The following is a 23,187-nucleotide window of genomic DNA, read 5'->3' as shown; positions in this document are numbered from 1 at the left end:
CGGTTCCCTCAAGATTGCCAGCGCGCCACGGCGCGCCGCCGCCGTCTCAGTAGTCCCTCAGCAGGTCGACGAGCACGCGGTGCCCGAAGTCGAGGGCGTCGAGCGGCACGCGCTCGTCGACCCCGTGGAACATGCCGGGGAAATCGAGGTCGGCGGGCAGGCGGAGCGGGGCGAAGCCGTAGCCCGTGATGCCGAGCTTCGACAACGCCTTGTTGTCGGTGCCGCCCGAGAGCAGGTACGGGAGCACCCGCGCCTCGGGGTCGTGCTTCCGCAGGCTCGCGGTCATGGCGTCGACCAGCTCCCCGCCGAACGGCACCTCGAGGCCGATGTCGGAGTGCAGCGCCTCGATCTCGATGTCCTCTCCGACGATCCGCTGCACCTCGTCGAGGATCCCGGCCTGGTTGGCGGGGAGGGTGCGCACGTCGACGAGCGCCTCGGCGGTGTCGGGGATCACGTTGTGCTTGTAGCCCGCCTGGAGCACGGTGGGGTTCGTGGTGGTGCGCAGGCTCGCGTGGATGAAGCCGCCGCCCGCGCCGGTGCTCAGCACGAGCTGCTCGGGATCGATCTCGTGCGGGTCCTCGCCGAAGATCTCGGCGATGGCGTCGACGAGTTCGCGGGTGGTGTCGCAGAGCGCGACGGGCCACTCGTGTCGCCCGAGCGCGGCAACGGCCTCGGCGAGCCGGGTCACCGCGTTGTCCCGCCAGACCCGTGACCCGTGCGCGGCGGTGCCTCGGGCCCGCAGGCGGATCCAGTCGAGCGACTTCTCGCCCGTCTGGATCAGGTAGGCACGGGTGCCAGCGATGTCGACCGAGTACCCGCCGACCTCGCTGATCGCCGTACCGGCGCCCGCGAACAGTTCGGGATGGTGGTCGACGAGATGGTGGGAGCCGAAGATCCCGCCGTTCTCCTCGTCGGCGAAGAACGCGACGATGACGTCGCGCCGGGGACGCTCCCCCGCGCGCAGCAGTTCGGCGATCGCGGTGAGGATCATGGCGTCCATGTCCTTCATGTCGACCGCACCGCGGCCCCACAGCATGCCATCGCGGATCTCGCCCGCGAACGGGTCGACGCTCCAGTTGACGGGATCGGCCGGGACGACGTCGAGGTGGCCGTGCAGCACGAGCGCGGGCAGCCCGGGTTCCCGGCCCGAGACGCGGGCGACCACGCTCGCCCGCCCCGGCTCCGACTCGATCGTCGTCGGCTCGAGCCCGAGCTCGGCGAGATAGGCCGCAACGTACGCCGCGGCGTCCGCCTCCGGGTTGGCGTCGCCGTTCCCCCGGTTCGAGGTGTCGAACCGGATCAGATCCCGCGCGATGCGGGCCGTCTCGGAGAGGTGCGGTTCGGTGGTCTCGGTGCGCTCCTGACTCATGGGTCCAGGCTATCCGGAGCGGGGCCGGCGGTGGGCGGTTCCCAGCGGAACCCCGCAATCCGGGGTCACAGTCGCCTCGATCCGCTCACTCGAAGGTCAGCACGCGGTCGCCCCAGCCCAGGCGGAGCGCGCGATCCAGGTCCGGCGCGCTCCGGTCGACGCCGTCGATCACCAGGGTGTCGCGGACGTCCGCGGTGTACGGCAACCACTGCGCCGCGCCGTCCGCGTCGGGATCGCGGCCGTGCGCAAACCCGGTCCACCGCTGCTGCATCCGGGCCGAGATCCGACGCGCGATCCGCCGCCCGCCGAGCCGGAACGTCGGGTCCTTCGGACCCCCGTCGAGATTGCCCCAGAGGTACGGTAGCTCTGTCGCGTGCGTCGCGCCGAGCCCGATGAGGTGCAGGAAGGGGCTGCTGTGGTCGAAGCGGTAGCACCAGACCGGCGCGACCCGGGCGTGCCCCTCGGCGGCCCAGAGACTCGGCATGCGGAATCCGATGTCCCGCGCGATGCCGAGTCCGAGCGCGCGATGCCGGGCTCCTCGTAGGCCCCCAGTACCTGGGATTCGGAGGGCAGATCGGCGCCCGGGAGCTGGGCGCGCATGTCGTCGAACATCCGCTGCAGGCGGTCTCCCGTGATCGGGATGAGCGGCGACTTCATGAATTTGAACAGCGACGCCTCATCGCGGTTCGTGCCGATGATGAGCGGGATCGGGATTCCCCGCCCCTCGCTGAGCACCGTCACGGGAGCCTCGGGCACGAGCGCGCCGTCGATCACCGGAGCAAAGGCGAGCGTGCCCGGAGCGTCGTCGGGCACGCTCGCGTAGACGGCGGTTCCGGCCCGCACGATCTCGTCGACCGGGAGTTCCCGGAGACCGGCCGAGTCGACCTCGCCGCCTTCGAGCGTCTGGCCGACCTCGGCGAGGAAGCGCTCGGCGACGCGCAGCGCCCGCTCCGGCCCGTAGACGCTGGAGACGGGCGAGGACTGCGCGATCGCCCGGTGGAACAGTCCCTCGGCCGACGGCGTCGCGAGCAGCGTCGTCACGAGCCCGCCGCCGGCCGACTCGCCGAAGACCGTCACGCGGTCCGGATCCCCGCCGAACGCGGCGATGTTGCGCCGCACCCACCGCAGGGCGAGCAGCACGTCCTTGAGCGCGAGGTTGCCGTCGAATTCTCCGGGCGCGATGCGCGAGAGGTCGAGAAAGCCGAGGGCGCCGAGCCGGTAGTTGATCGTGACGAGCACGACGTCGCCCGCCCGGACCAGGGCGGCGCCGTCGAACAGCGGCTGCGACGCGGAGCCGAAGGTGTACGCGCCGCCGTGGATCCAGACCATCACCGGACGGGCGTTCGCGGAGCCGGGCGCGGACACCGACTCGGGCGCCCACACGTTCAGGAAGAGGCAGTCCTCGCCCATGGCCGTGTCCGGACCGAGCGGCACCGCCGGGTTCGGCTGCTGCGGAGCGGCGGGACCGTAGGACCTCGCGGGAACCACGGCATCGCCCAGATCGGGTGCGGCGGCCGGATCGCGCCAGCGCAGCGCTCCGGTCGGTGCGAGCGCATAGCGGATCCCCAGCCATCGACGGATCCCGTCGCGGTCCTCTCCGTCGAAGCGGCCGGCCGGCGCCTCGGCGATGCGATGTTCGGAAGTCATCTTCGGTCCTCTCTCGGGTGCGGGTTCGGGATTCGGTGCGGGGTCAGTGCAGGAGCATGCGGATCAGGTGACCGGCCTCGGAAGCCGCCAGGATCGCGAAGAGCACGGTCATGATCACCGCGTTGTGGGTGATCATCTCGGCCTTGAGCCGGGCGAGTGATCGCACGATGCGCGCCGATCCGGTTGCGGCGAGCGCCGTCAGCGCGAGCACTCCGCCCGTCGCTCCGAGTGCGAAGATCGCCGCGAGTCCGATCATGCCGAGCAGCGGCAGGTCTTGGGCGCCGATGAGCGCTCCCGCTTTGAGCTCGATGGGGAGGTTCTTCGCGTTGGTAAACCCCATGACGAGGCCCAGGCCGGCTGCGCGGACCGGCGAGATGGAGTCGACGGCGGCGAGCCAGCCCGGCGTCTGCGCGGGTCGTCCGTCGCGGGGTCGGGTCGCCCAGCTGATCGATGCGAGCGCCGCGAAACCGAGCACGAGCGCCGTCGTGACGATCATGACGACGAGCTCGTCGCCGTCGGAGCGGTGTGCTCCGGCGCGGGAGGAGGTGAGTGCGGCGATGAGCGTCAGCGCGAACGCGACGAGGACGGCCGAAACGGCGAAGGCGGCGCCGTTCGCGCGGCCACGGGTCGAGAGCAGGATCGCGACCGTCGCCACGATGGGGAGCGGAGAGATGACCGCGCCGACGGCGAGCGGGATGAGCTGTGTCAGATCGTTCACGCCGGTCCTCTCGAGGCGGTTCGCGCGGGGCGACCGCGACTCTAGCCCGCGGCGTTCGACGCTTCGGCTCGATGTTCGGGTGGCACGACAGCGGGCGCACGGAGCCGGGCGCGGAGCACCGTGTCGGTGCCGCTCTGCAGCAGTTCGGCGCCCAGCGCGGCCGCGGGGGCGTTCGGGCGGAGCGCGGCGGCGGGCGGGAGTACGCCGGGTGCGACGACATCCACCTGCACTATCGGCCCGCCACCGGTCGGGATGCGGGTCGCGCGCACGGAGGCCGCACGGCCGTGGGTGTGCTTGACGGCGTTCACGAGTCCCTCGGTCACGACTTCGAGCGCCCGTTCGGCGAGCGCGTCCGAGCGCTCCAGTTCCTGCCTGGCCCCGGCGTCGATGCGCACGTCCAGTGCGAGCACGAGGCTCCAGGAGCGCAGCGTCGCGGCGAGTCGTTCGCAGCCGGGGGCCGGCTCCGGCTCCGTCTCGAAGATCCGGTCCACCCGGTCGAGCGCCGCGCCGCATGCGGCGCGCCACGCGCTGGCGCCCCGATCGTCGGCGCCGGCGTTCGCGTTCGCAGCGGCGAAGTGCACGCACGCGCCCTGCACGTCCCGATGCAGGACCCCGGCAGCCGCGCGCAGGGCGCGAGTGGTGTCCGCATCCCCCTCGGCCAGTCGTCGTCGACGGGCGAGCAGGGCGGCCTCGAGCCGTCGCTCCTCCGAGCGCAGCCCGTGCACCAGCGCGGAGGTCCGCTCGGCGGCCAGGGCGATCAGGGGGATCGCGATGGCCGGTACCCACGCGTAATGCGCGGGCAGCGCGGGATCCACGAGCTGAGCCGCGGCGAGCGAGAGGCCGACGATGCCCCAGAGCACCGCGAACAGCGCCGTGCCGTGCCTGAGCCGCCGAGCGGACAGGTCGACGACGACACCGCTGAGGAGGATCGTCAGCGCGCCGGCCGCGAGCGTGAGCGGAGCGACCGTGTGCACCGCGTACGGGAGCACGGCGAGCGCGTATGCGCACGGCACCGTGCCCATGGGCGGCAGGCGGAGCCGCGGGGTCGCCGTCTCGCGAGCGGCCGCTGCTGCGGGATCCGATGGACGGGAGAGCGGCACGGCATCGGCGAGATCGGCATCGGCGAGTTCCGCGAGTCTGCGAGACCAGTCGCGCACGGGTCCGGTCCCGAAGACCCGCACGGCATCGGGGCTCGCGTCGAGCCCTCTCAGCCGGGTCCGGAGCTCGACCGCGCACGCCGCGGTCGCGGAGCGGGCCGCGTCTTCGCGGGCGCGGAGCCGATCCGCATCGGTGCGGCCCGACTCGGTCGCCTCTGCGAGTCGCCGGTTGGCGATGCGCAGCCCCCTGAACGAGGCGACGATCACGGCGATGACGAGCAGCAGGATCGGCCAGACGACGACGTTCGTCGCGATGCGGAACGGAAGCCACTGCGCGGGTGGGGGGTCTGCGCCGAGGAGCGCGGCGCACAGGTCGGTGAGAAGCGGACGCGCCGCGGAGAGCAGGAGCACGGGCGCTCCGACCAGGACGGTCCGTGCCCCCGGAGAGAGGATCGCACGCGCAATGCCTGCGGGAATGCAGAGGAGACCGGCGATGACCACCCAGGAGGCCAGCGCGGCGAGCAGCAGCTCGGGGAACTGCTGCGGAGCCCTCGGTCCGAGGAACGGCCCCATGACGCTGAGGGCGATCGGCAGGGTTCCGCAGGCCGACCACCGGCTGAGCAGCGGACCCCGCTCGATCACGGTGCGCAGCGCCTGGGAGAAGCGCCTCACTGCCTCGGACCGAACGCGGCGAAGTATCGGGCGGCCGCCGCCACCCGCGGGCTGGTGGCGGGATCCCCGGAGACGCCGAGCCGGTCGAAGATGCGGCTGATGGATCGCTCGACGGCACGCACGGTCGCACCGGAGTGCTGGGCGATCTGCTCGTTGGACCATCCTCGGGCGACCATGCCGAGCACGGCGAGCTGGTGCCTGGTGAGGGCGGTCACTCCCCCGCCGGTCCCGCCGCACGCGGTCACCCGCGCCGAGGCCGAGAGGTCCTCCGAAGACGTGTTCGCCGGATCCGCTGGCCCACTGGGACGGAGCGCCCGTTCCAGGGCGGCGAGGATCTGCTCGGGCGATTCGAGCTCGGCCTTGCCCACGAACACGGCACCCGGCAGTCCGAACGCCTCCGTCCCCGCGGCCCGGCGCGGATAGTTCGTCAGGAACACGACTCCGAGGTGCGGCGCGAGGCGACGCAACGCCGTCGCGAGTTCGATGCCGTCCGGGCGGGAACCGAGGTCGATGTCGGCGACGAGCGCATCGGGATCGAACTCGGCGAAGACGGCGAGTGCGTCGACCCCGGACGCGCAGCTCTCGACGGCGAAGCCGCCGCGAGCGAACAGGTCGTGCACGAGCGCGCGCAACGCGCCCTGATCCTCGACGACCAGCACCCGTCGTACCCACTCCGCGGCCACGGGTCAACGGTATCGCGGGCGAGCACCCGTTCGCGGACGGTTAGAGGCCGAACCGACGAGCGGACCACCGCCGAACGGCTCCCGGCAGGAGAACGGACGGGGCATGCAAGGCCCCGGCCGAGAAGAATCTCGGCCGGGGCCTTTTCGTTCGCGTGCGCGGAGGGGGACTTGAACCCCCACGCCCTAATACGGGCACTAGCACCTCAAGCTAGCGCGTCTGCCATTCCGCCACCCGCGCGAACACTGCCTCCGGATCGAACCTCGCGGCTTGTTCCGGCAACAGAGATAAACTCTAGCACGGTTCCCGAGACCCGACGAACCGGATCGGAAACCCGCGCGCGTCGCGGCCCGTGGAGCGGATTCTCACGAGTCGATCCGCCCCGATCCGCACCGCGGTCCGGAGCCGCCTCCCGAGTGCTACGGGCTGAGCCGCCGACGCAGCAGCTCGATCCGTTTCTGCAGCTGCGACACGCTCGCCTGGGCGACGGCGGGCCCGCCGCAGATGCGGCGCAGTTCCGTGTGCACCGCGGGATGCGGATCCCCCGACACCTTCGAGTACATGCCGACGAGGCTGTTCAGGAGCTTGCGCTGCTCCCCCAGCGTGCGGTGCAGCGCCCCGGGGGCTTCGGCCTTCTCGGGCGCGTGCTCGAGGATCCCTTGCTTCGTCGCGCTGCTGCGCGCCTGCCGGGCCTGCCGCTGCTGCAGCACCGCCTTCACCTCGTGGGGCTCGAGCAGGCCGGGGAACCCGAGGAATTCGAGCTCCTCCTCGCTCTCGACCTCGGCGTAGCCGCCGAACTCGGCGCCGTCGAACACGGCGCGGTCGAAGTGCGCGTCGGAGCCGAGCGCCTGGTAGACGAAGCCCTCGCCGTCGGCGAGTTCGGAGGACGCCTTGTCCTCGCGCTCGGCCTCGGCCATGAGCGCCGCTTCGGCGTCCCACATCTCCTCAGCGCTCTTCGGCCCCTCGAGCACGTGCCCGCGCTCCTTCTCCATCTCCTGCGCGAGCTGCATGAGCGCCGGCACGTTGGGGATGAAGACCGAGGCGACCTCGCCGCGCCTGCGGGAGCGCACGAAGCGGCCGATCGCCTGGGCGAAGAACAGCGGGGTGGAGGAGCTGGTGGCGTACACCCCGACGGCGAGGCGGGGCACGTCGACGCCCTCCGACACCATGCGCACGGCGACCATCCAGCGGGACTCACCCTTCGAGAACTCGTCGATGCGGTCGGAGGCGCCCGCGTCGTCGGACAGGATCAGGGCGACCTCCTCGCCGGTGATCTCGCGGAGCTGCTTCGCGTACGCCTTCGCGGCGGCGTGATCGGTCGCGATCACGAGCCCGCCCGCATCGGGGATCGAGCGCCGCACCTCGCTCAGGCGGCGGTCGGCGGCGCGCAGCACCTGCGAGATCCAGTCGCCGGCGGGATCGAGGGCGGTGCGCCAGGCCTGCGAGGTCACGTCCTTCGTGTTGCCTTCGCCGAGCCGCGCCTCCATCTCCTCGCCCGCGGAGGTCTGCCAGCGCATCTTGCCCGCGTAGACCATGAACACCACGGGGCGGACGACCCCGTCGGCGAGGGCACGACCGTAGCCGTAGTCGTAGTCGGTGACCGAGACCTTCGACCCGTCGCCCTGCGGCGCGTACGTGACGAACGGGATCGGCGCGTCGTCGGAGCGGAACGGGGTGCCCGTGAGCGAGAGCCGCCGCTTGGCGGTCGCGTAGGCCTCGCGGATCCCGTCGCCCCAGCTCAGCGCGTCGCCGCCGTGGTGCACCTCGTCGAGGATCACGAGCGTGTCGGCGTTCTCGGTGATGAGCCGGTGCTGCACCGGCTTCATGGCGACCTGGGCGTAGGTGACGACGATGCCGTGGTAGTGCGAGCCGTAGCCGAGCCCGTCGCCGTTGGAGTAGTAGGGGTTGAGCCGGATCCCGGCGCGCGCCGCCGCGTCGGCCCACTGCGTCTTCAGGTGTTCGGTGGGCGCGACGACGATCACCTGCGAGACGGTGCGGTTCGCGCGCAGGATCGACGCCAGGCGGAGCGCGAACGTCGTCTTTCCCGCTCCCGGCGTCGCGGAGGCGAGGAAGTCGAGCGGTTCGCGTTCCAGGTACTGGCGAATCGCCTCTTCCTGCCAGGCCCGCAGGGTTCCCGCGGTGCCGTGCGCGGCGCGCTCCGGATAGGCCGGGGGCAGGTGCTCGGCTGCGCTCGTGCCCGGCAGGTGGAGGCCGTGGTCCGAGTCAGTCACAACGTTCTAGACTAGCCGGTGCGCCCGGACGACGTGCCCGGGTTCGCGACCGGCAGACGTCCGAGCACCGAGTTCGGCGCCGTTGCGCGGTCGCTCCCCCGCCGACCGAGAGGATTCCCGCGATGTCCGACGAATTGGCGAACGACGCGATTCCGCTGGAACTGCCCTGGTCGCGGTTCGTCGCGATCGGCGACTCGTTCACCGAGGGCCTCGGGGATCCGGATCCCGAGAGCCCCGGCGGCCTGCGCGGCTGGGCCGACCGTTTCGCGGAGGTGCTCGCGGAGCACGATCCCGAGTTCGCCTATGCGAACCTCGCGGTGCGCGGCAAGCTGATCGGCCAGATCTCCGAGGAGCAGCTCGACGTCGCCCTCGATCTGCGCCCGGACCTGGTGAGCGTCTGCGCGGGCGGCAACGACGTGATCCGCCCGGGCACCGACCCCGATGCGGTCGCCGAGCAGCTCGAGTCGATCGTGTCCCGGCTGCGCGAGACCGGCGCGACGGTGATCCTCTTCACGGGCGTCGATACGCGCTTCCAGCCGGTCTTCCGCTCAATCCGCGGCAAGGTCGCCATCTTCAACGAGAACGTGCGCAAGGTCGCGCAGCGGCACGACTGCTTCGTGGTCGACCAGTGGGCGCTCGAGCAGCTGCAGGACAGCCGCTACTGGGCGGGCGATCGGCTGCACCTGAACGCGCTGGGCCACCACACCATCGCGCGCGCGGCCCTCGACGCGCTGAACGTGCCGAACGACCTCGCCCCGCTCGACCCGCCGCCGTTGCCGGTGCGCACCTGGCGCGAAGCCCGCAAGGAGGACGTGGTCTGGGCGCGCGAGCACCTCGTGCCCTGGGTCATCCGACGCATCAAGCACGTCTCGTCCGGCGATCACATCGAGCCCAAGCGGCCGCAGCCCGGGGCCGTGCACCTGCCGCGGCACGACGCGGACCTCGCGTGACCCCGGACCCGAGCACGGCACCGGGGTCCTCTCCCGCCCGCAGCATCCGGCCGGCGCTCTTCGCGCTCGCCATCGGCGGCTTCGGCATCGGCGCGACCGAGTTCGCCGCCATGGGCCTGCTGCCCGAGCTCGCGGCCGATCTGCTGCCCGAGCTGCACCGCAGCGACCCGGACGCGGCGCTCGGCCGCGCGGCGATGCTCGTGTCCGCCTACGCGATCGGCGTCGTCGTCGGCGCTCCGACGCTCGCCGCCTGGCTCGCGAGGTTCCCCCGCCGTCCCGTGCTGATCGCGCTGGCCGGCGCGTTCGCGCTCGCCTCCATCGCGACCGCGGCCGCACCCACGTTCGAGCTCGCGGTCCTCGCCCGATTCGTCTCGGGGTTGCCGCACGGCGCGTACTTCGGCATCGCCGGACTCGCCGCGGCCGACCTCATGGGGCCGGGCATGCGCGGCCGAGGAGCGGCGTCGGTGCTGCTCGGCCTCGCCGTCTCGAACGTGCTCGGCGTGCCCCTCATCACCGCGATCGGCCACGCGACGAGCTGGCGCGTCGCCGTGCTCACGATCGCGGCGATCTTCGCGGTCGCGACCGTCGCCATCGCCCTGACCCTTCCGCGCGGCGAGCACGGTCCCGGTACCTCGATCCGCACCGAGCTGTCGGCGCTGCGCCGACCGGGCGTGTGGATCGCCGTCGCGATCGGCTCCATCGGCTTCGCCGGGTTCTTCGCGGTCTACAGCACCGTCGCGTCCCTGACCACCGAGGTCGCCGGGCTGCCCGCGACCGCGGTGCCGTGGCTGCTCGCGGTGGTCGGGCTGGGCATGACCGCGGGCAACCTGCTGGGCGGGCGGCTCGCCGACGGGGGCGCGATCCGCACCCTCATCGGCCTCATGCCCGTCTTCTCCGTGCTGCTCGCCGGCACGGCGCTGCTCGCACCGTTCCCGATCCCGCTCACCATCGGGCTGTTCCTCATCGGAACGGTCGGCTCCGTGATGGTGCCGTCGGTGCAGGTCCGCCTCATGGACGTCGCGGGCGATGCGCACACGCTCGCCGCCGCGCTCAACCACTCGGCGCTGAACATCGGCAACGCCATCGGCGCGGCCGTCGCCGGCGCACTCATCTCGTGGGGCTGGGGCTTCGTCTCGCCGCTCTGGGCCGGCGCGCTGCTGGGGCTCGTCGGGTTCCTCTGCGCGTGGCTGAGCCGCGCCGTCGAGCGGCGGTCCCGCCGATGAGCCGCCGCGCAGCGCTGGCCGCGCGCGGAGCTCCGCGCGCGCACGGACGCCTCGCCACCGCGCTCGCCGCGGTCGGGGCGGCGGCGCTGCTGCTCGGCGCGTCCGGCTGCGCACCCGAGCCGGCACCGGCCCGCCCGAGTTCCAGCGCCCCGAAGCCGACGCAGACCGCTCCGCCGCCGCCCACCCTCGAGGAGCTCCGGCACGCCGAAGCCCAGCGGCTCGTCGCTTCCTGGAGTCCGCGCGAGCGCGCCGGGTCCATCGTGATGGCCGGATTCGAGGGCACCGACCCGGCACCGGGGCGCGCCTTCGCCGCGCAGCAGCACCTCGGCGGGCTGATCCTCATGGGCGGCAACGTCCCCGGCACCCCGCAGGAGCTGCGCACGCTCACCGCCGGCCTGAGCCCCGACCCCGCACTCCCCCTGCTGACCGGCATCGACGAGGAGGGCGGCGAGGTCACGCGGCTCCCCTGGGACGACCTGCCCGGAGCCGGCGACCTCCGCGCGCAGCCACCCGCGCAGACCACCGCCGCCTTCCGATCGCGCGCCGCGCTGCTCCACTCCGGCGGCGTCACGGTCAACTTCGGCATCGTGGCGGACGTCACCGCCGACCCGAACAGCTTCATCTTCGGCCGCGTGCTCGGCGAGAACGCCGCCGATTCCGGGCCACGCGTCGCCGCAGCCGTCGCGGGCGAGCGCGGGCTCGTCGCCTCGACGCTCAAGCACTTCCCCGGGCACGGCGCGGCACCGGGCGACTCCCACAGCGGGATCCCCGGACCGACCTCGACCGCGCGAGCTGGCAGCGCGACGAGGCTCCGCCCTTCACCGCCGGCATCGAGGCCGGCGCCCAGCTGCTGATGTTCGGGCACCTCGCCTACACGGCCGTGGACGCCGAGCCCGCCTCGCTCTCGGCGGCCTGGCACCGGATCGCCCGCACGGACCTCGGATTCACGGGTGTCGCGGTGACGGACGACCTCGGCATGCTGCTGTCGTCGGGCGATCCCGCGTACGCCGATCCGACGAAGAACGCCGTGGACGCCCTCGCCGCCGGCAACGATCTGCTGCTCATGGTGATCGGTTCGGATCAGGCGACGGCAACCGGCGCGATCGACGGGATCGTCGCCGCGGTCGCCGCGAAGACCGTTCCCGAAGCGCGGCTGGCCGATGCCGCGACCCGCGTCACCGAGCTGCGCCTCGAGCTCGCGGGCTGGAAGCCGCCCGCGAGCTGACGCGCGAATCCGCTCGGATCAGAGCAGTTCGGCGAGTTCCCTCGCCACGGCCCCGCGAACCGCCTCGCGGGCGCCCTCCGGGTTCTCCGCGGCGCGGGCGAGCCCGGCGAGTCGTTCGCAGTCCGCGAGCTCGTGCACCGAGAGCGCGAGGCGCACGGCGGGCACCTTGCCCGGCGCCATCGAGAGGCTGGCGACGCCGAGGCCCGCGAGCACGAGCGCGAGCAGCGGGTCTCCGGCGGATTCCCCGCACACGCCGAGCGGCTTCCCCGCGGCGCGCGCGCCGGATGCCGCGGCGGCGATCACGTCCAGCACGGCGGGCTGCCAGGGATCCAGGAGTTCCGAGAGCTCTCCCTGCATCCGGTCCGCCGCCATCGTGTACTGGGCGAGGTCGTTGGTGCCGAGGCTGCCGAAGTCGACGGCGCCGAGCACCTGCTCGGCTCGCAGCGCGGCGGCCGGCACCTCGATCATCACTCCGGCGGAGCCGAGCCCCGCCGAACGAACCCGTTCGGCGAACCAGCGGGCTTCGGCCGGCGTCGCGACCATCGGCGCCATGACTCGCACGTCCGCTCCGGTGGCATCGGCCGCCGCCGCGAGCGCCTCGAGCTGCGCGTCGAGCAGTTCGGGCCGGGCCTGCGAGAGGCGGAGGCCGCGTCGTCCGAGCGCGGGGTTCTCCTCCGCTCCCAGGTCGGCGAAGGCGAGCGGCTTGTCGGCACCGGCGTCGAGCGTGCGGACGACGATGCGCCGGGCGCCGAACGGCGCGAAGACGCGTCGGTAGATCTCGGTCTGCTCGGCGACCGTCGGGGCCTGTTCGGCCGAGAGGAAGACGAACTCGGTGCGGAAGAGGCCGACGCCCTCGAGATCCTGCCCTGCGGCGATCTCGGCGTCCTCCGCGCCGCCGATGTTGGCGAGCAGCGCGACGGGGTGGCCGTCTGCGGTCATGCCGGGGCCGCGGGCCTCGGCCAGCGCCGCGGCCCGCCGTTCGCGCGTACGCCGCTGCGCCTCCACGGACTCCGGGTCGGGGTGCAGCACGACGATGCCGCTGTCGCCGTCGATCGAGATGGGCGTGCCGCTCGGGATGGCGGTCGCGTCCGGCAGCTGCACCACCGCGGGGATCCCCATCTGCGCGGCGAGGATGGCGGTGTGGCTGGTGCGGCCGCCCGCACGGGTCACGATGCCGAGCACGAGGGAGCGGTCGAGCGTCGCGGTCTCGGCGGGCGCGAGGTCCTCGGCGACGACGATGCTCGGCTCGGTGAGCTCCGGCACTCCCGGGGCCTGCACACCGAGCACCTCGGCGATGGCGCGCGAGCCCACGTCCCGCAGATCGGTGACCCGCTCCGCGAAGTAGCCGCCGAGCGCTTCGAACTGGGCGGCGAACTCGTCGATCGAGAGCGCGATGGAGGTCGCGATCCCCTGGCCGGTCCCGAGGTGTTTCGCGACCGCCCGGTGCAGGGACCGGTCGCGCGCGATCATCGCCGTGGCCTTGAGCACGTCGCGCGCGGTGGCATCGGCGTTCATGGCCTTCGCGTCGAGGGCTCCGGCCACGCGCATGAAGGCGGCGACCGCCTGTTCCGCGGCCGCGGCCGGATCCGCGGCCGCCGCTTCGTTGTGCGGCGGCTCCACCGGCGACGCGACCTGCACGACGGGGCCCGCGGCGGAGCCTGGGCTCACGCCGATGCCCCGACGGGTCTCCGGAGCCTGTCCCACTGCGGCCGACCCGGTCGCGCCGCCGGCGGAGGTCACTGGGCGTCCAGGTCCGTGGACAGCAGCGCGACGAGGCGCTCGAGCACGGCATCGGCGTCGGCGCCCTCGGCGGTCAGCACGACCTCCTCGCCGTGCTTCGCGCCGAGCGCCATGACGCCGAGGATGCTGCCGGCGTCGACCGCGGGTTCACCGGGTCGGCCGATCTCGACCTCGAGCCCGGACTCTCCGACGGCCTCGACGAACAGGGATGCGGGCCTGGCGTGCAGGCCGACGGACGATGCGATGGTGACGGAACGGGTGGCCATGATGACTCCTCAGTGCGATGCGGGGTGGATGGGCGACCGCCGGTCGGCGGCCGTTCGGGTCAGCGGGCTACCGGAGCGGCGACCGCGGTCGTGCCCGCGGCGCGGCGCGCGGCCGAGCCCTTCAGGATGATCACGAGGGCGGCCGTCACGAGGACGCCGGCGGCGAGCGCTGCGACGAACAGCAACGGCTGGCCGATGAGCGGCAGCACCCAGATGCCGCCGTGCGGGGCGCGGAGCGTCGCTCCGAAGAGCATCACGAGGCCGCCCGTCACGGCGGAGCCGATGGTCGAGGCGACGATGATGCGGATGGGGTCCGCCGCGGCGAACGGGATCGCGCCCTCCGAGATGAAGGAGGCGCCGAGCAGCCAGGCGGCCTTGCCGTTCTCGCGCTCGGGTGCGGAGAACAGCCTGGGGCGCACGGCGGTGGCGAGCGCGAGGGCGAGGGGTGCGACCATTCCGGCGGCCATGACGGCGGCCATGATCTTGAGCTGGGGCGCGTCCATCGCGGCGCCCGCGGCCGACAGCCCCGCGGTGGCGAAGCCGTAGGCGACCTTGTTGACGGGCCCGCCGAGGTCGAAGCCCATCATCGCGCCGAGGATCAGGCCGAGGACGAGCACGCCCGCGCCGGTCAGGCCGTTCAGCCCGTCGTTCATCGCGGTCATGAGGCCGACGATGGGACGACCGAGCACGGTGATGAAGAGGCCCGTCGTGAGGAGGGTCGACAGCAGCGGGATGACGACGACGGGCATGACGCCGCGCACGCCGCGGTGCACCTTCCAGCTCGAGATCCATCGGGCGAGCGCGCCCGCGAGGAGACCGGTGACGATGCCGCCGAGGAATCCGGCGTTCATGCTCGTCGCGATCGCACCGCCCACGATGCCGGGAACGAGACCCGGCCGGTCGGCGATCGCGAAGGCGATGTACCCCGAGAGGATCGGGACGAGGAAGCCGAAGGAGGCCGAGCCGATCACGAAGCAGAGCGCCGCCCACGAGGTGAGGCTCGTCACGTCGAAGTGCTGGGCGATGTTGAACTCGTCGGCGCTCGTCAGGCCGTACTTGACGATCTCGATCGCGCCCCGCTCGCCCAGGGCGATCTGGGCGAGCATGAACGAGAGCGCGATGAGGATTCCGCCGGCCGCGACGAACGGGATCATGTAGGAGACGCCGGTCATGAGCCACTGGCGCAGCTTCGTGCCCGCGCCGACCTTCTGCTCGGCCTGGGCGTCGGGTTCCGCACTCGCGGCGGCATCGCCCGTGGCCCGCGCGGCCTTCGCCGGATCCGCTGCCCACGCGGCCGCCAGCTCGGCGGCCTGCTCGAGCAGTGCGGGCCCGTCGGAGATCGCCTGCTTCACTCCGACGTCGACGGTGGGCTTGCCCGCGAACCGCGCGCGGTCCTTGACCTCGACGTCGTGCGCGAACACGACCGCGTCGGCCGCGGCGATCTGCGCGGCGGTGAGCGGGGTGGCTCCCGCCGAGCCCTGGGTCTCGACCGCGATCTCGTGGCCGGCCTCCCGAGCGGCGTGCTCGAGCGCCTCCGCGGCCATGTAGGTGTGGGCGATGCCCGTGGGGCACGAGGTGACCGCGACGAAACGCAGCGGGCGGGCGGGCGTGCCCTCCGCCGCTGCTGCCGCGGTTTCTTCCGCAGCCGCGGCCGGTTCGAGCCGCACGTGCTCGTCGACGATGGCGACGACCTCCGCGGGGGTCTCCGCGACGAGCAGCGCTGCGCGGAAGTCCTCGCGCATCAGCGCGCGGGCCAGCTGCGGCAGCACCTGCATGTGCGCGTCGCCGCCGCCTTCGGGCGCCGCGATGAGGAACACGAGCCGCGCAGGGCCGTCCTTGGCCCCCCAGTCGATCCCCTCCTCGTCGATCCGGCCGAACACGAGCGAGGGCTCGGTGATCGCCGCGCTGCGCGCGTGCGGGATCCCGATGCCGCCGGGAAGCCCGGTCGCCATCTTGGACTCGCGTTCGCGCACATCGGCGAGGAAGCGCTCCAGGTCGGTGCAGCGGCCGGTCGCCACCAGGCGCTCCGCGAGCACGCGGGTGGCCTCGTGCCGGTCGGCGCCGGTGAGCTCGAGCACCACCTGCTCGTCACTGATGAGTGGCATGTCGGGTCCTTTCGGGTGCGGTCGGCGGTGCGCCGACTCAGTCGTCGAGAGGCAGCTCGCGCTGCGGATCGTTCGTCAGGGTCACTTCGAGGTCGAGCAGGTCGGCGGGGCCGGGCACCTCGGTGCCCGGCAACCGCACGGCCGCCGCACCCCAGCAGACCCCCATGGAGAGGGCGCCGGCGGGAGCTTCGCCGCCGTCGAGTCCGTGCAGGAGGCCGGCGAGCATGCAGTCGCCCGCGCCGACGGTCGAGACGGGGTCGGAGATCACCGTGCGCGCGTGCACGGCGCCCTCGACCGACACGAGCACTGCGCCGTCGCGGCCCAGGCTGACCGCCACGAGCTCGATGCCGCGCTCGACGAGCTCGGCGGCGCTGTCGATCACGGCCCCGAGCGTGTTGAGCGGTCGGCCCATCAGCTCCGCGAGCTCTTCGCGGTTCGGCTTGATCAGCGTCGGAACGGCGGCCACCGCCGCGGCGAACGCGGGGCCCGACGAGTCGATGGCGACCCGGGCTCCGCGGGCGCGCGCCTCGCGGACGAGCGTCGCATAGAGCGAGTCCGGCGCCCCCGGCGGGAGGCTGCCGCATCCGGCGATCCACGCGCCGGCGACGAGATCGCCGAGCGCGGCGTCGAGCAGCGCATCGATGTCGGCCGGCTCGAGCGTCGGTCCGGCTTCGTTGAGCTTCGTCGTGGTCCCGTCGGGTTCCAGCACGCTGACGTTCATGCGCGTGCTCCCGGCGATCGGCACGATCCGGCTCGCGACTCCGGTGCGACTCAGCAGGACGTCGAAGAGCGCGCCCTCGGGGCCGCCGGACGGAACGACGACCAGCGCGTCCCCGCCCATCGACGCGAGCGCCCGGCCGACGTTGACGCCCTTGCCGCCGGGATCCACTCGCGAGGAGTCCGCCCGGAGCACCTGGCCCCGGTCCAGCATCTCGACCGTCACCGCGCGATCGACGCTCGGGTTCGGGGTCAGGGCGACGATCATGCGGTCACCACCGTCGGGCCGGCCGCGCGGAGCTCCTCGGCGAGGTCGCCGTCGAGCTCGGCGTCGGTGATCAGGAGGTCGATCTCGTCGAGCTCGGCGAACCGGTTGAGGTGCGCGCGTCCGGCCTTGCTGGAGTCGGCGACGAGCACCGTGGTTCGCGCCGCGCGCACCATCGCCCGTTTCACCGCGGCCTCCTCCTGGTCGGGGGTCGTGAGCCCGTGCTGCACGTCGAAACCGTTCGCGCCGAAGAAGCCGACGTCGACGGTCAGTTCCGCGAGCGACTCGCAGGTCCATCGGCCGACCGCGGCGCCGGTGACCGGGCGCACCCGACCGCCGAGCTGCATCAGCTCGATCCCGGGCTTCGCGGATAGGGCGGCGCCGATCATGAGGCTGTTCGTGATGACGGTGCACGACGCGTCGGCCGGGAGCGCCTGCGCGATCGCGAGCGTGCTCGTGCCGGAGTCGAGCAGCACGGTGCCGCCCGCCGGGATCTCTTCGAGGGCGCGGAGCGCGATCCGCTGTTTCACCGCAGCGCGCCGACCGATCCGGACGTCGAGTCCGACCTCCGGTTCGACCCGGTCAACGGGGATCGCTCCGCCGTGCACGCGCTGCAGCAGGCCGCGGCGTTCGAGGGCGGTGAGGTCCCGGCGGATCGTCTCGGTGGAGACATCGAGCTGCTCGGCGAGAGCGCCCACTTCGGCGCGGCCGTCGGCGCGCGCCGACGTCAGGATCAGCTGCTGGCGTTCTGCGGCGTACACGAAACGCTCCTCCCGTCGTTGCGTGGTGTTCACCCAACAGTGCCACACGAACGGGAGGATTCGCAACTAAAACCACATTGGTTTTCTGTTGCTATGTGGGATCCGGGTTCCAGACCCACGGATCCCTCGGCAGTCGATCGGGATCGAAGCGGGCGAGGATCCGCTCTGCCGGGACCGACTCGCCCGGTGCCGCCAACCCCAGCGAGACCGCCAGCTGCGTGCGCACGCGGTCCGCGCCGATCCCCGCCGCCCGCAGTTCACGCAGCGTGACCGCGCCGTCCCGCTTCGCGAGGCGGGCGCCGCTCGGCCCCAGCACCAGCGGCACGTGCGCATACTCCACCGCGGGAGGCGTCGGCAGCCCGAGCAGGCGCTGCAGCACGATCTGCCTCGGAGTGGAGGACGCGAGATCGTCGCCGCGCACCACCTGATCCACCCCCATCGAGGCGTCATCGACCACGACCGCCAGGTTGTAGGCGACGGCCCCGTCCCCGCGCCGCAGCACGAGATCGTCGACCACGCCGCTCACGCGGCCCATCAGCAGATCCTCGAACGCGAGCTCCCCCGCACCCTCGGGCACTCGGAGCCGGAGCGCGGGACGCCGCGGCAGGATCCGCTCGCGCGCGGCGGCGCGCTCGGCCTCGTCGCGGTCGCGGCAGGTCCCCGGGTACGCGCCCGGGGGCGCGTGCGGCGCGGTCGGCGCGGCGAGGATGTCCCGGCGCGTGCAGGTGCACTCGTAGACGAGCCCTCGCGCGGACAGCTCCGCGATCGCCGCATCGTGGTCGGCACCGCGGTCCGTCTGCAGCACGACGGGCCCGTCCCAGTCGATCCCGAGCTCCGCGAGGTCCTCCAGCTGACGATCCGCGGCGCCCGCATCGCGGCCCCGGTCGAGGTCCTCGATCCGCATGAGGAACCCGCGACCGGTCGACCGGGCGAACAGCCAGGCGAGCAGCGCGGTGCGCAGATTGCCCAGGTGCAGATCGCCCGACGGGCTCGGCGCATAGCGGCCGGCGCTCATCCCACGTGCACCCAGGGCCGCTGCGTCACGTCGGGCACCGCGATGCGCAGCACCTCGCGGGTCATCGGAGCGATCTCGCCCTCGCCGAACAGCAGGAAGCGGGCGAAGTTCGACGCCGGATTGCCCTCGGTCCAGCGGAAGTAGATGTGCGGGGCTTGCCCGGTCCGGTCCCGCAGATCGATGAGCACCGAGGCGAGGCTGTTCGGCACCGAACTGCCGCGCAGAGACAGCACACGGTGGCCGTAGCGCTCATCGCCGACCACGTAGATCTCGTCCTCGAAGTCCGAGCTGTCGCCGATCGTCACCTCGATGAACCAGGCGTCCTCCGCGATGAAGCGGTGAGCCGCCTGGGCGTGCGTGAACTTCTCGGCGTAGCGCTCGGGGCGCGCGTGCTTCGGGTCGTGCGCGATGAGCTGGATCGGGCGCCCCGAACTCACCGCCTCCTGCACCCACGACTCGACCAGCGGGTCGAGCTGCACCGTCGTCGCGCGCAGCTCGATGGAGCGGACCACGCGCGAGACGAAGCTCACGACGAGGATCCCGAGGATGAAGCACGCGGCGATCTTGATGCCGTCGGGGCGCTCGATGATGTTCGCGATCGTCGTGTACAGGAACACGAGGGTCACGATCCCGAAGCCGATGGTCTTGCCGCGCTCGCGCTTGCCGCGCGCGGACAGCGTCACCGCGACCGCGGCCGAGGTCATCAGCACCAGCACGCCGGTGGCGTAGGCGCCGCCCTGGTCGTCGACGCTGGCCTGGAAGATGATCGTGATGAGGAACGCGACGCAGGTGAAGACGATCACGAGCGGACGGATGGCCCGCGCCCAGCGCGGCGCCATGCCGTAGTGCGGCAGGTAGCGCGGCACCAGGTTCAGCAGCCCCGCCATCGCCGAGGCTCCCGCGAACCAGAGGATCGCGATGGTGATCACGTCGTAGACGGTGCCGAAGCCGTCGCCGAGGAACTGGTGCGCGAGGTACGCGAGCGCGCGTCCGTTCGCCTTGCCGCCGGGCTGGAACTCCTCCTGCGGGATCAGCACGACCGTCGCGATGGACGAGGTGACGAGGAACGCGCTCATGATGAGCGCCGAGGTGGTCAGCAGGCGGTGCGCGCCCCTGACGCGTGCGCGCAGGCTCGCTTCAGGATCGCCCTGCCCGCCGCGGATCTGCGGCATCACCGCGACGCCCGTCTCGAAGCCCGAGAGCCCCAGCGCGAGCTTCGGGAACACGATGAGCGCGATCGCGATGATCATCCACGGATCGCCGTGCTGCGTGGTGAGCGCGGTCCACCAGTCCCCCACCTTCAGCGGGGTCTGCACGATGTGCGCGAGGGCCACGACGAGCACGATCGCGTTGATGAGCAGGAAGCCGCCGACGAGCACCGTCGCGATCCGGATCGCCTCCGTGAAGCCGCGGAGGAACACGATCCCGAGCCCGGCCAGCAGCGCCAGGGTGATGACGACCTGCTGCCCCTGCAGGAAATCGGGGGCGAACGGGTTCTCGATCGCGTGCGCCGTGGCGTCCGCGGCCGACAGCGTCATCGTGATCATGAAGTCGGTCGCTGCGAAGCCGAGCAGCGCGAGCACCGCGAGCTTGCCGCCCCACCTGGGGAGCAGCTTCGACAGCATCGCGATCGATCCGGCTCCGGTCGGACTCTCGCGGGCCACGCGCCGGTACACCGGGAGCGCGCCGAACAGGGTGATCGCCACGAGCAGCAGCGTCGCGAGGGGCGCGATCAGGCCCGCCGCGAGCGCCGCGATCGCCGGCTGGTAGCCGAGCGTCGAGAAGTAGTCGAGACCCGTGAGGCACATGACCCGCCACCAGGGCGCTCCGCGTCCGACGGCCTTGCCGTGGGGACCGGTGTGCTCGCCGGCTTTCTCTGCGGTGTCGGTGAGCAGCCATCGCCGCAGACGGGGGCCGGCGCCGTCGGCCGGTCTGGAGGGCTCCTCGAGCGGAGTGTGCGTAGTCACGCGGTCACATTACTCCAGTTTCGCCCCGTCGGCGCCAGCCCTCGCTCGCAAGTGGGCGCGCTTCCGGGAACTCGCCGGTGTCAACCCCTCGCCTTCCCGCGGAGAACGTGCCAGCATGCATGCATGGGTTACCTCATATACGGCGCTACTCAGGAGTACGAGTTCGAGGACCGGACCCTCGCACACCTCAAGGTGGCAATCACGACCAAACTGCGTCGACAGGAGAGCTTCCTCATGAGCTGGGTGCAGCCCGTGGAACGCGGCGGAGGCCGCCTGTCGATCTGGCTCGCCCCGAACATTCCGCTGGTCTTCCGGTTCTCCGGCGGCCGTCCTCCGCGGCTGAACCGGCACTGGATCGATGTCCTGACCGACTACTCCCACACCGCCCGCGGACTCGTGGTGATGTCCGAGGACGAGGCCGACCAGCACCAGCGAGAGCACCCCTAGTCCGCCATGGGATACCTCCACTACAGCGGCATGGAGAGCTTCGCCTTCGACGACCGCCTGCTCACCCACCTGCGCACGGTGATCCTCGGCAAGCTCAACCTCCAGGAGAGCCTGGTGCTCACCTGGACGCGTGACGGGCAGCAGCACAGCATCTGGCTGCACCCGACGGTCCCCATCCACTTCGAGTTCGACTCGGAGGCGACCCCTGAGCTCAACCCGCAGTGGATCGAGCAGATGGTGGCGCTCGCCAATTCTCCGGGCGGGCTCCGCTGCGTCGAGGAGCCGACCGGCACCTGAAGCTCGCCGGCTCCGTTCAGGCACGATCCACGAGCGCGTGCTCGCCTTCGGCGCGAGCGCAGTGCGCGCAGCAATAGAGCCGTTCCCGGTTCTCCACCCCGTGGCCGAGGATCCGGCATCCGCAGTTCGCGCAGCTCGGCGCCATCGCGTGCGCGGCGCACTCGAAGCTGTCGAACGTGCGGGTCTCCTCTCCCCAGGTCACCGTGAACGGCTTGTCGTAGGCGTTGCCGCAGGTGTCGCACACTCCGCCGTCGGCCGAGCGTTCGGACCCTGCCGAGTCTCGATTCCGCATGTCTCGTTCCCCTCTCCGGTTCACAGGTGCCGTCCGCCGGTGACCGGGATCACGGCGCCCGAGGTGTACGACGCGTCCTCCGATGCGAGGTACACATAGGCACCCGCGAGCTCCGCCGGCTGCCCGGGTCGCCCGAGCGGAGAAGTCGCGCCGAACTCCCGCTGCTTCTCGTCCCAGCCGGTGGCCGGGATCAACGGCGTCCAGATGGGTCCGGGGGCCACGGCGTTGACGCGCACTCCGCGTCCCGCCTGCTCCTCTGCGAGGGCGCGTGTGAAGCCCACCAGTGCCGACTTCGTCATGGCGTAGTCCAGCAGATCGGGACTGGGGTCGAACGCCTGCACCGACGCGGTCACGATCACCGAGGATCCGGGCTCCAGGTGCGGAGCGGCCTCGCGCATGAGCAGGAGGGGCGCCAGCAGATTGGTCTCGAAGACCTCGAGCGCGTCCGCGCGCGAGAGACGAGCGTTCGGAGCTCGCCGGTGCTGCACGCCGGCGTTGAGGACCAGCAGGTCCAGGCCGCCGAGGCCCGCGACCGTGCGCTCGATGACCCGCTCGCACACGTCCTCGTCGCGCAGGTCCCCGGGGAGGAGTACGCAGCTGCGACCCGCCCGCTCCACCTCCGCGGCCGTCGCCTCGGCGTCGGCGGATTCCTCGGGAAGATAGCTGATCGCCACGTCGGCGCCCTCGCGAGCGAACGCGATCGCGACGGCTCGGCCGATACCGGAATCTCCGCCGGTGATGAGCGCCCGCGATCCGGCCAGCCGTTCGGAACCGCGATAGCTGCGCTCTCCGTGATCCGGCTCGGGTCGCATCGCCGCGGTCGCTCCCGGCTGGTGGTCCTGCTGCTGCTCCGGGAAGGGCGGGACGGGATACTTGGTCCTGGGGTCCTGATTCGGGCTCATAGAGATGCGCTCCTCCCTCGTTCAGTGGTTCCGCAGCCGGTCGATGAGTTCGTCCTTGCGCAGCTTCGAGTACCCGGACAGGCCGAGTTCTCTCGCGCGCGCACGGAGTTCGGGCACGGTGCGGTCCTCGTAGTCCTCGGCTTCGCCGCCGCGTCGCCCGACGGCGGATCGCCCCTCCTTCGCGGACGCGTTCGAGATGCGGGCGGCCTTCTCCTTCGACGCTCCCTCGTCCCGCAGGCGCTCGTAGAGCTCGGGATCCTTCAGCTGAGACTTCGGCATGGCGCGTTTCTCCTTCCGATGCTTCGCCGCCGGGGTCGGGCTCCCTGCCCCTCTGCGGGCTTGTGCCGCCCCGCGGTCGTGCCTCCGACGGTAGGCCCGTCCACGATCGTCGGGCAGGGCCTCGACAGTTCGGAGGCGTATCGCTACAGTGCGCACCAGCGCCCGCGCGCCAGCGCCCGCGCACCAGCGCACGCGCGCCGCCTGCCACATCCGCACCAACGCGCGCAAGGGGCTGCGCATCGCAGCGCGCATTCCCTACGCTCGGCCGGGTGAAGACGATGTTCTGGCTCTGGATGGGGATCGTGGTCGTCGGCCTCGCCG

19 protein-coding genes, 1 tRNA gene and 3 pseudogenes are annotated in these 23,187 nt (G+C 72.3%); 5 read left to right on the top strand and 18 right to left on the bottom strand.

Going from position 1 to position 23,187, the window contains the following annotated elements; all coding sequences use genetic code 11:
* Window positions 1-46: 46 nt before the first annotated feature.
* The 8 genes and pseudogenes from AB3K78_RS05065 to AB3K78_RS05030 form a co-directional block, all read right to left on the bottom strand.
* Window positions 47-1,369 (bottom strand): M20/M25/M40 family metallo-hydrolase, encoded by a 1,323-nt coding sequence (locus AB3K78_RS05065; protein WP_416446703.1) that lies wholly within the window; start codon window positions 1,367-1,369, stop codon window positions 47-49.
* Window positions 1,370-1,595: 226 nt separating this feature from the next.
* Window positions 1,596-1,853: pseudogene (locus AB3K78_RS05060) on the bottom strand (carboxylesterase family protein); the annotation flags it as partial.
* A gap of 221 nt (window positions 1,854-2,074) precedes the next feature.
* A pseudogene (locus AB3K78_RS05055) lies at window positions 2,075-3,016 on the bottom strand (carboxylesterase family protein); the annotation flags it as partial.
* 43 nt (window positions 3,017-3,059) lie between these two features.
* Window positions 3,060-3,734: a GAP family protein gene (locus tag AB3K78_RS05050; protein WP_416446701.1), complete on the bottom strand. Its 675-nt coding sequence runs from the start codon at window positions 3,732-3,734 to the stop codon at window positions 3,060-3,062.
* 41 nt (window positions 3,735-3,775) lie between these two features.
* Window positions 3,776-5,503 carry a hypothetical protein gene (locus AB3K78_RS05045; RefSeq protein ID WP_416446699.1) on the bottom strand — a complete coding sequence of 576 codons (1,728 nt, stop codon included), beginning with the start codon at window positions 5,501-5,503 and terminating at the stop codon, window positions 3,776-3,778.
* A complete protein-coding gene (locus AB3K78_RS05040) occupies window positions 5,500-6,186 on the bottom strand; it encodes a response regulator (RefSeq protein WP_416446697.1) in 687 nt (228 codons plus the stop codon). The genes AB3K78_RS05045 and AB3K78_RS05040 overlap by 4 nt, the downstream gene beginning before the upstream one ends.
* A 153-nt stretch (window positions 6,187-6,339) precedes the next feature.
* Window positions 6,340-6,424: transfer RNA gene (locus tag AB3K78_RS05035), tRNA-Leu, on the bottom strand.
* Between the two features lie 179 nt (window positions 6,425-6,603).
* Window positions 6,604-8,415, bottom strand: a complete 1,812-nt coding sequence (locus AB3K78_RS05030) for a DEAD/DEAH box helicase (protein ID WP_416446695.1) — start codon at window positions 8,413-8,415, stop codon at window positions 6,604-6,606.
* A 122-nt stretch (window positions 8,416-8,537) separates the two neighbouring features.
* Between AB3K78_RS05030 and AB3K78_RS05025 the strand changes: the two genes are divergently transcribed.
* The 3 genes and pseudogenes from AB3K78_RS05025 to AB3K78_RS05015 all read left to right on the top strand — a co-directional run bounded on the left by AB3K78_RS05025 (window position 8,538) and on the right by AB3K78_RS05015 (window position 11,813).
* Window positions 8,538-9,365, top strand: coding sequence for an SGNH/GDSL hydrolase family protein (locus AB3K78_RS05025; protein WP_416446693.1), 828 nt, complete (start codon window positions 8,538-8,540; stop codon window positions 9,363-9,365).
* Window positions 9,362-10,588 carry an MFS transporter gene (locus tag AB3K78_RS05020; protein ID WP_416446691.1) on the top strand — a complete coding sequence of 409 codons (1,227 nt, stop codon included), beginning with the start codon at window positions 9,362-9,364 and terminating at the stop codon, window positions 10,586-10,588. Before AB3K78_RS05025 ends, AB3K78_RS05020 begins: the two co-directional genes overlap by 4 nt.
* Window positions 10,585-11,813: pseudogene (locus tag AB3K78_RS05015) on the top strand (glycoside hydrolase family 3 N-terminal domain-containing protein). Before AB3K78_RS05020 ends, AB3K78_RS05015 begins: the two are co-directional and overlap by 4 nt.
* An 18-nt stretch (window positions 11,814-11,831) precedes the next feature.
* Here AB3K78_RS05015 and ptsP read toward each other — a convergent pair.
* The 7 genes from ptsP to AB3K78_RS04980 all read right to left on the bottom strand — a co-directional run bounded on the left by ptsP (window position 11,832) and on the right by AB3K78_RS04980 (window position 20,490).
* Window positions 11,832-13,481 carry a phosphoenolpyruvate--protein phosphotransferase gene (gene ptsP / locus AB3K78_RS05010; RefSeq protein WP_416446689.1) on the bottom strand — a complete coding sequence of 550 codons (1,650 nt, stop codon included), beginning with the start codon at window positions 13,479-13,481 and terminating at the stop codon, window positions 11,832-11,834.
* Window positions 13,482-13,549: 68 nt separating this feature from the next.
* The gene (locus AB3K78_RS05005; protein ID WP_416446687.1) at window positions 13,550-13,819 is read right to left on the bottom strand and encodes an HPr family phosphocarrier protein; all 270 of its coding nucleotides are present in this window, start codon (window positions 13,817-13,819) and stop codon (window positions 13,550-13,552) included.
* Between the two features lie 59 nt (window positions 13,820-13,878).
* Window positions 13,879-15,924, bottom strand: coding sequence for a PTS fructose transporter subunit IIABC (locus AB3K78_RS05000; protein WP_416446685.1), 2,046 nt, complete (start codon window positions 15,922-15,924; stop codon window positions 13,879-13,881).
* A gap of 37 nt (window positions 15,925-15,961) precedes the next feature.
* Window positions 15,962-16,909, bottom strand: a complete 948-nt coding sequence (pfkB, locus tag AB3K78_RS04995; protein ID WP_416446683.1) for a 1-phosphofructokinase — start codon at window positions 16,907-16,909, stop codon at window positions 15,962-15,964.
* Window positions 16,906-17,667, bottom strand: coding sequence for a DeoR/GlpR family DNA-binding transcription regulator (locus tag AB3K78_RS04990; RefSeq protein ID WP_416446681.1), 762 nt, complete (start codon window positions 17,665-17,667; stop codon window positions 16,906-16,908). Before AB3K78_RS04990 ends, pfkB begins: the two co-directional genes overlap by 4 nt.
* 91 nt (window positions 17,668-17,758) lie before the next feature.
* The gene (gene gluQRS, locus AB3K78_RS04985) at window positions 17,759-18,682 is read right to left on the bottom strand and encodes a tRNA glutamyl-Q(34) synthetase GluQRS (RefSeq protein WP_416446679.1); all 924 of its coding nucleotides are present in this window, start codon (window positions 18,680-18,682) and stop codon (window positions 17,759-17,761) included.
* Window positions 18,679-20,490: an amino acid transporter gene (locus tag AB3K78_RS04980; protein ID WP_416447305.1), complete on the bottom strand. Its 1,812-nt coding sequence runs from the start codon at window positions 20,488-20,490 to the stop codon at window positions 18,679-18,681. Before AB3K78_RS04980 ends, gluQRS begins: the two co-directional genes overlap by 4 nt.
* A 282-nt stretch (window positions 20,491-20,772) precedes the next feature.
* Between AB3K78_RS04980 and AB3K78_RS04975 the strand changes: the two genes are divergently transcribed.
* Together AB3K78_RS04975 and AB3K78_RS04970 are read left to right on the top strand one after the other, a co-directional pair.
* Complete coding sequence (locus AB3K78_RS04975; RefSeq protein ID WP_416446677.1) at window positions 20,773-21,096, top strand: hypothetical protein; 324 nt, start codon at window positions 20,773-20,775, stop codon at window positions 21,094-21,096.
* 30 nt (window positions 21,097-21,126) lie between these two features.
* The gene (locus AB3K78_RS04970) at window positions 21,127-21,393 is read left to right on the top strand and encodes an ATP-dependent DNA ligase (RefSeq protein ID WP_416446675.1); all 267 of its coding nucleotides are present in this window, start codon (window positions 21,127-21,129) and stop codon (window positions 21,391-21,393) included.
* A gap of 16 nt (window positions 21,394-21,409) precedes the next feature.
* On the opposite strand, the gene AB3K78_RS04965 is transcribed toward AB3K78_RS04970, so the two are convergent.
* From AB3K78_RS04965 to AB3K78_RS04955, 3 genes are read right to left on the bottom strand one after another with little or no spacing between them, the layout of a single operon-like run.
* On the bottom strand, window positions 21,410-21,685 hold the full coding sequence (locus tag AB3K78_RS04965; protein ID WP_416446674.1) for a hypothetical protein: 276 nt from the start codon (window positions 21,683-21,685) through the stop codon (window positions 21,410-21,412).
* A 20-nt stretch (window positions 21,686-21,705) separates the two neighbouring features.
* Window positions 21,706-22,587 carry an SDR family oxidoreductase gene (locus tag AB3K78_RS04960; protein ID WP_416446672.1) on the bottom strand — a complete coding sequence of 294 codons (882 nt, stop codon included), beginning with the start codon at window positions 22,585-22,587 and terminating at the stop codon, window positions 21,706-21,708.
* Window positions 22,588-22,608: 21 nt separating this feature from the next.
* The gene (locus tag AB3K78_RS04955; protein WP_416446670.1) at window positions 22,609-22,866 is read right to left on the bottom strand and encodes a Rho termination factor N-terminal domain-containing protein; all 258 of its coding nucleotides are present in this window, start codon (window positions 22,864-22,866) and stop codon (window positions 22,609-22,611) included.
* Window positions 22,867-23,187 lie beyond the last annotated feature (321 nt).

This window comes from Leucobacter sp. HNU (assembly GCF_047946755.1).
Classification (GTDB): Bacteria; Actinomycetota; Actinomycetes; order Actinomycetales; family Microbacteriaceae; genus Leucobacter.
This window is presented reverse-complemented; position numbering and strand designations above follow the sequence as displayed.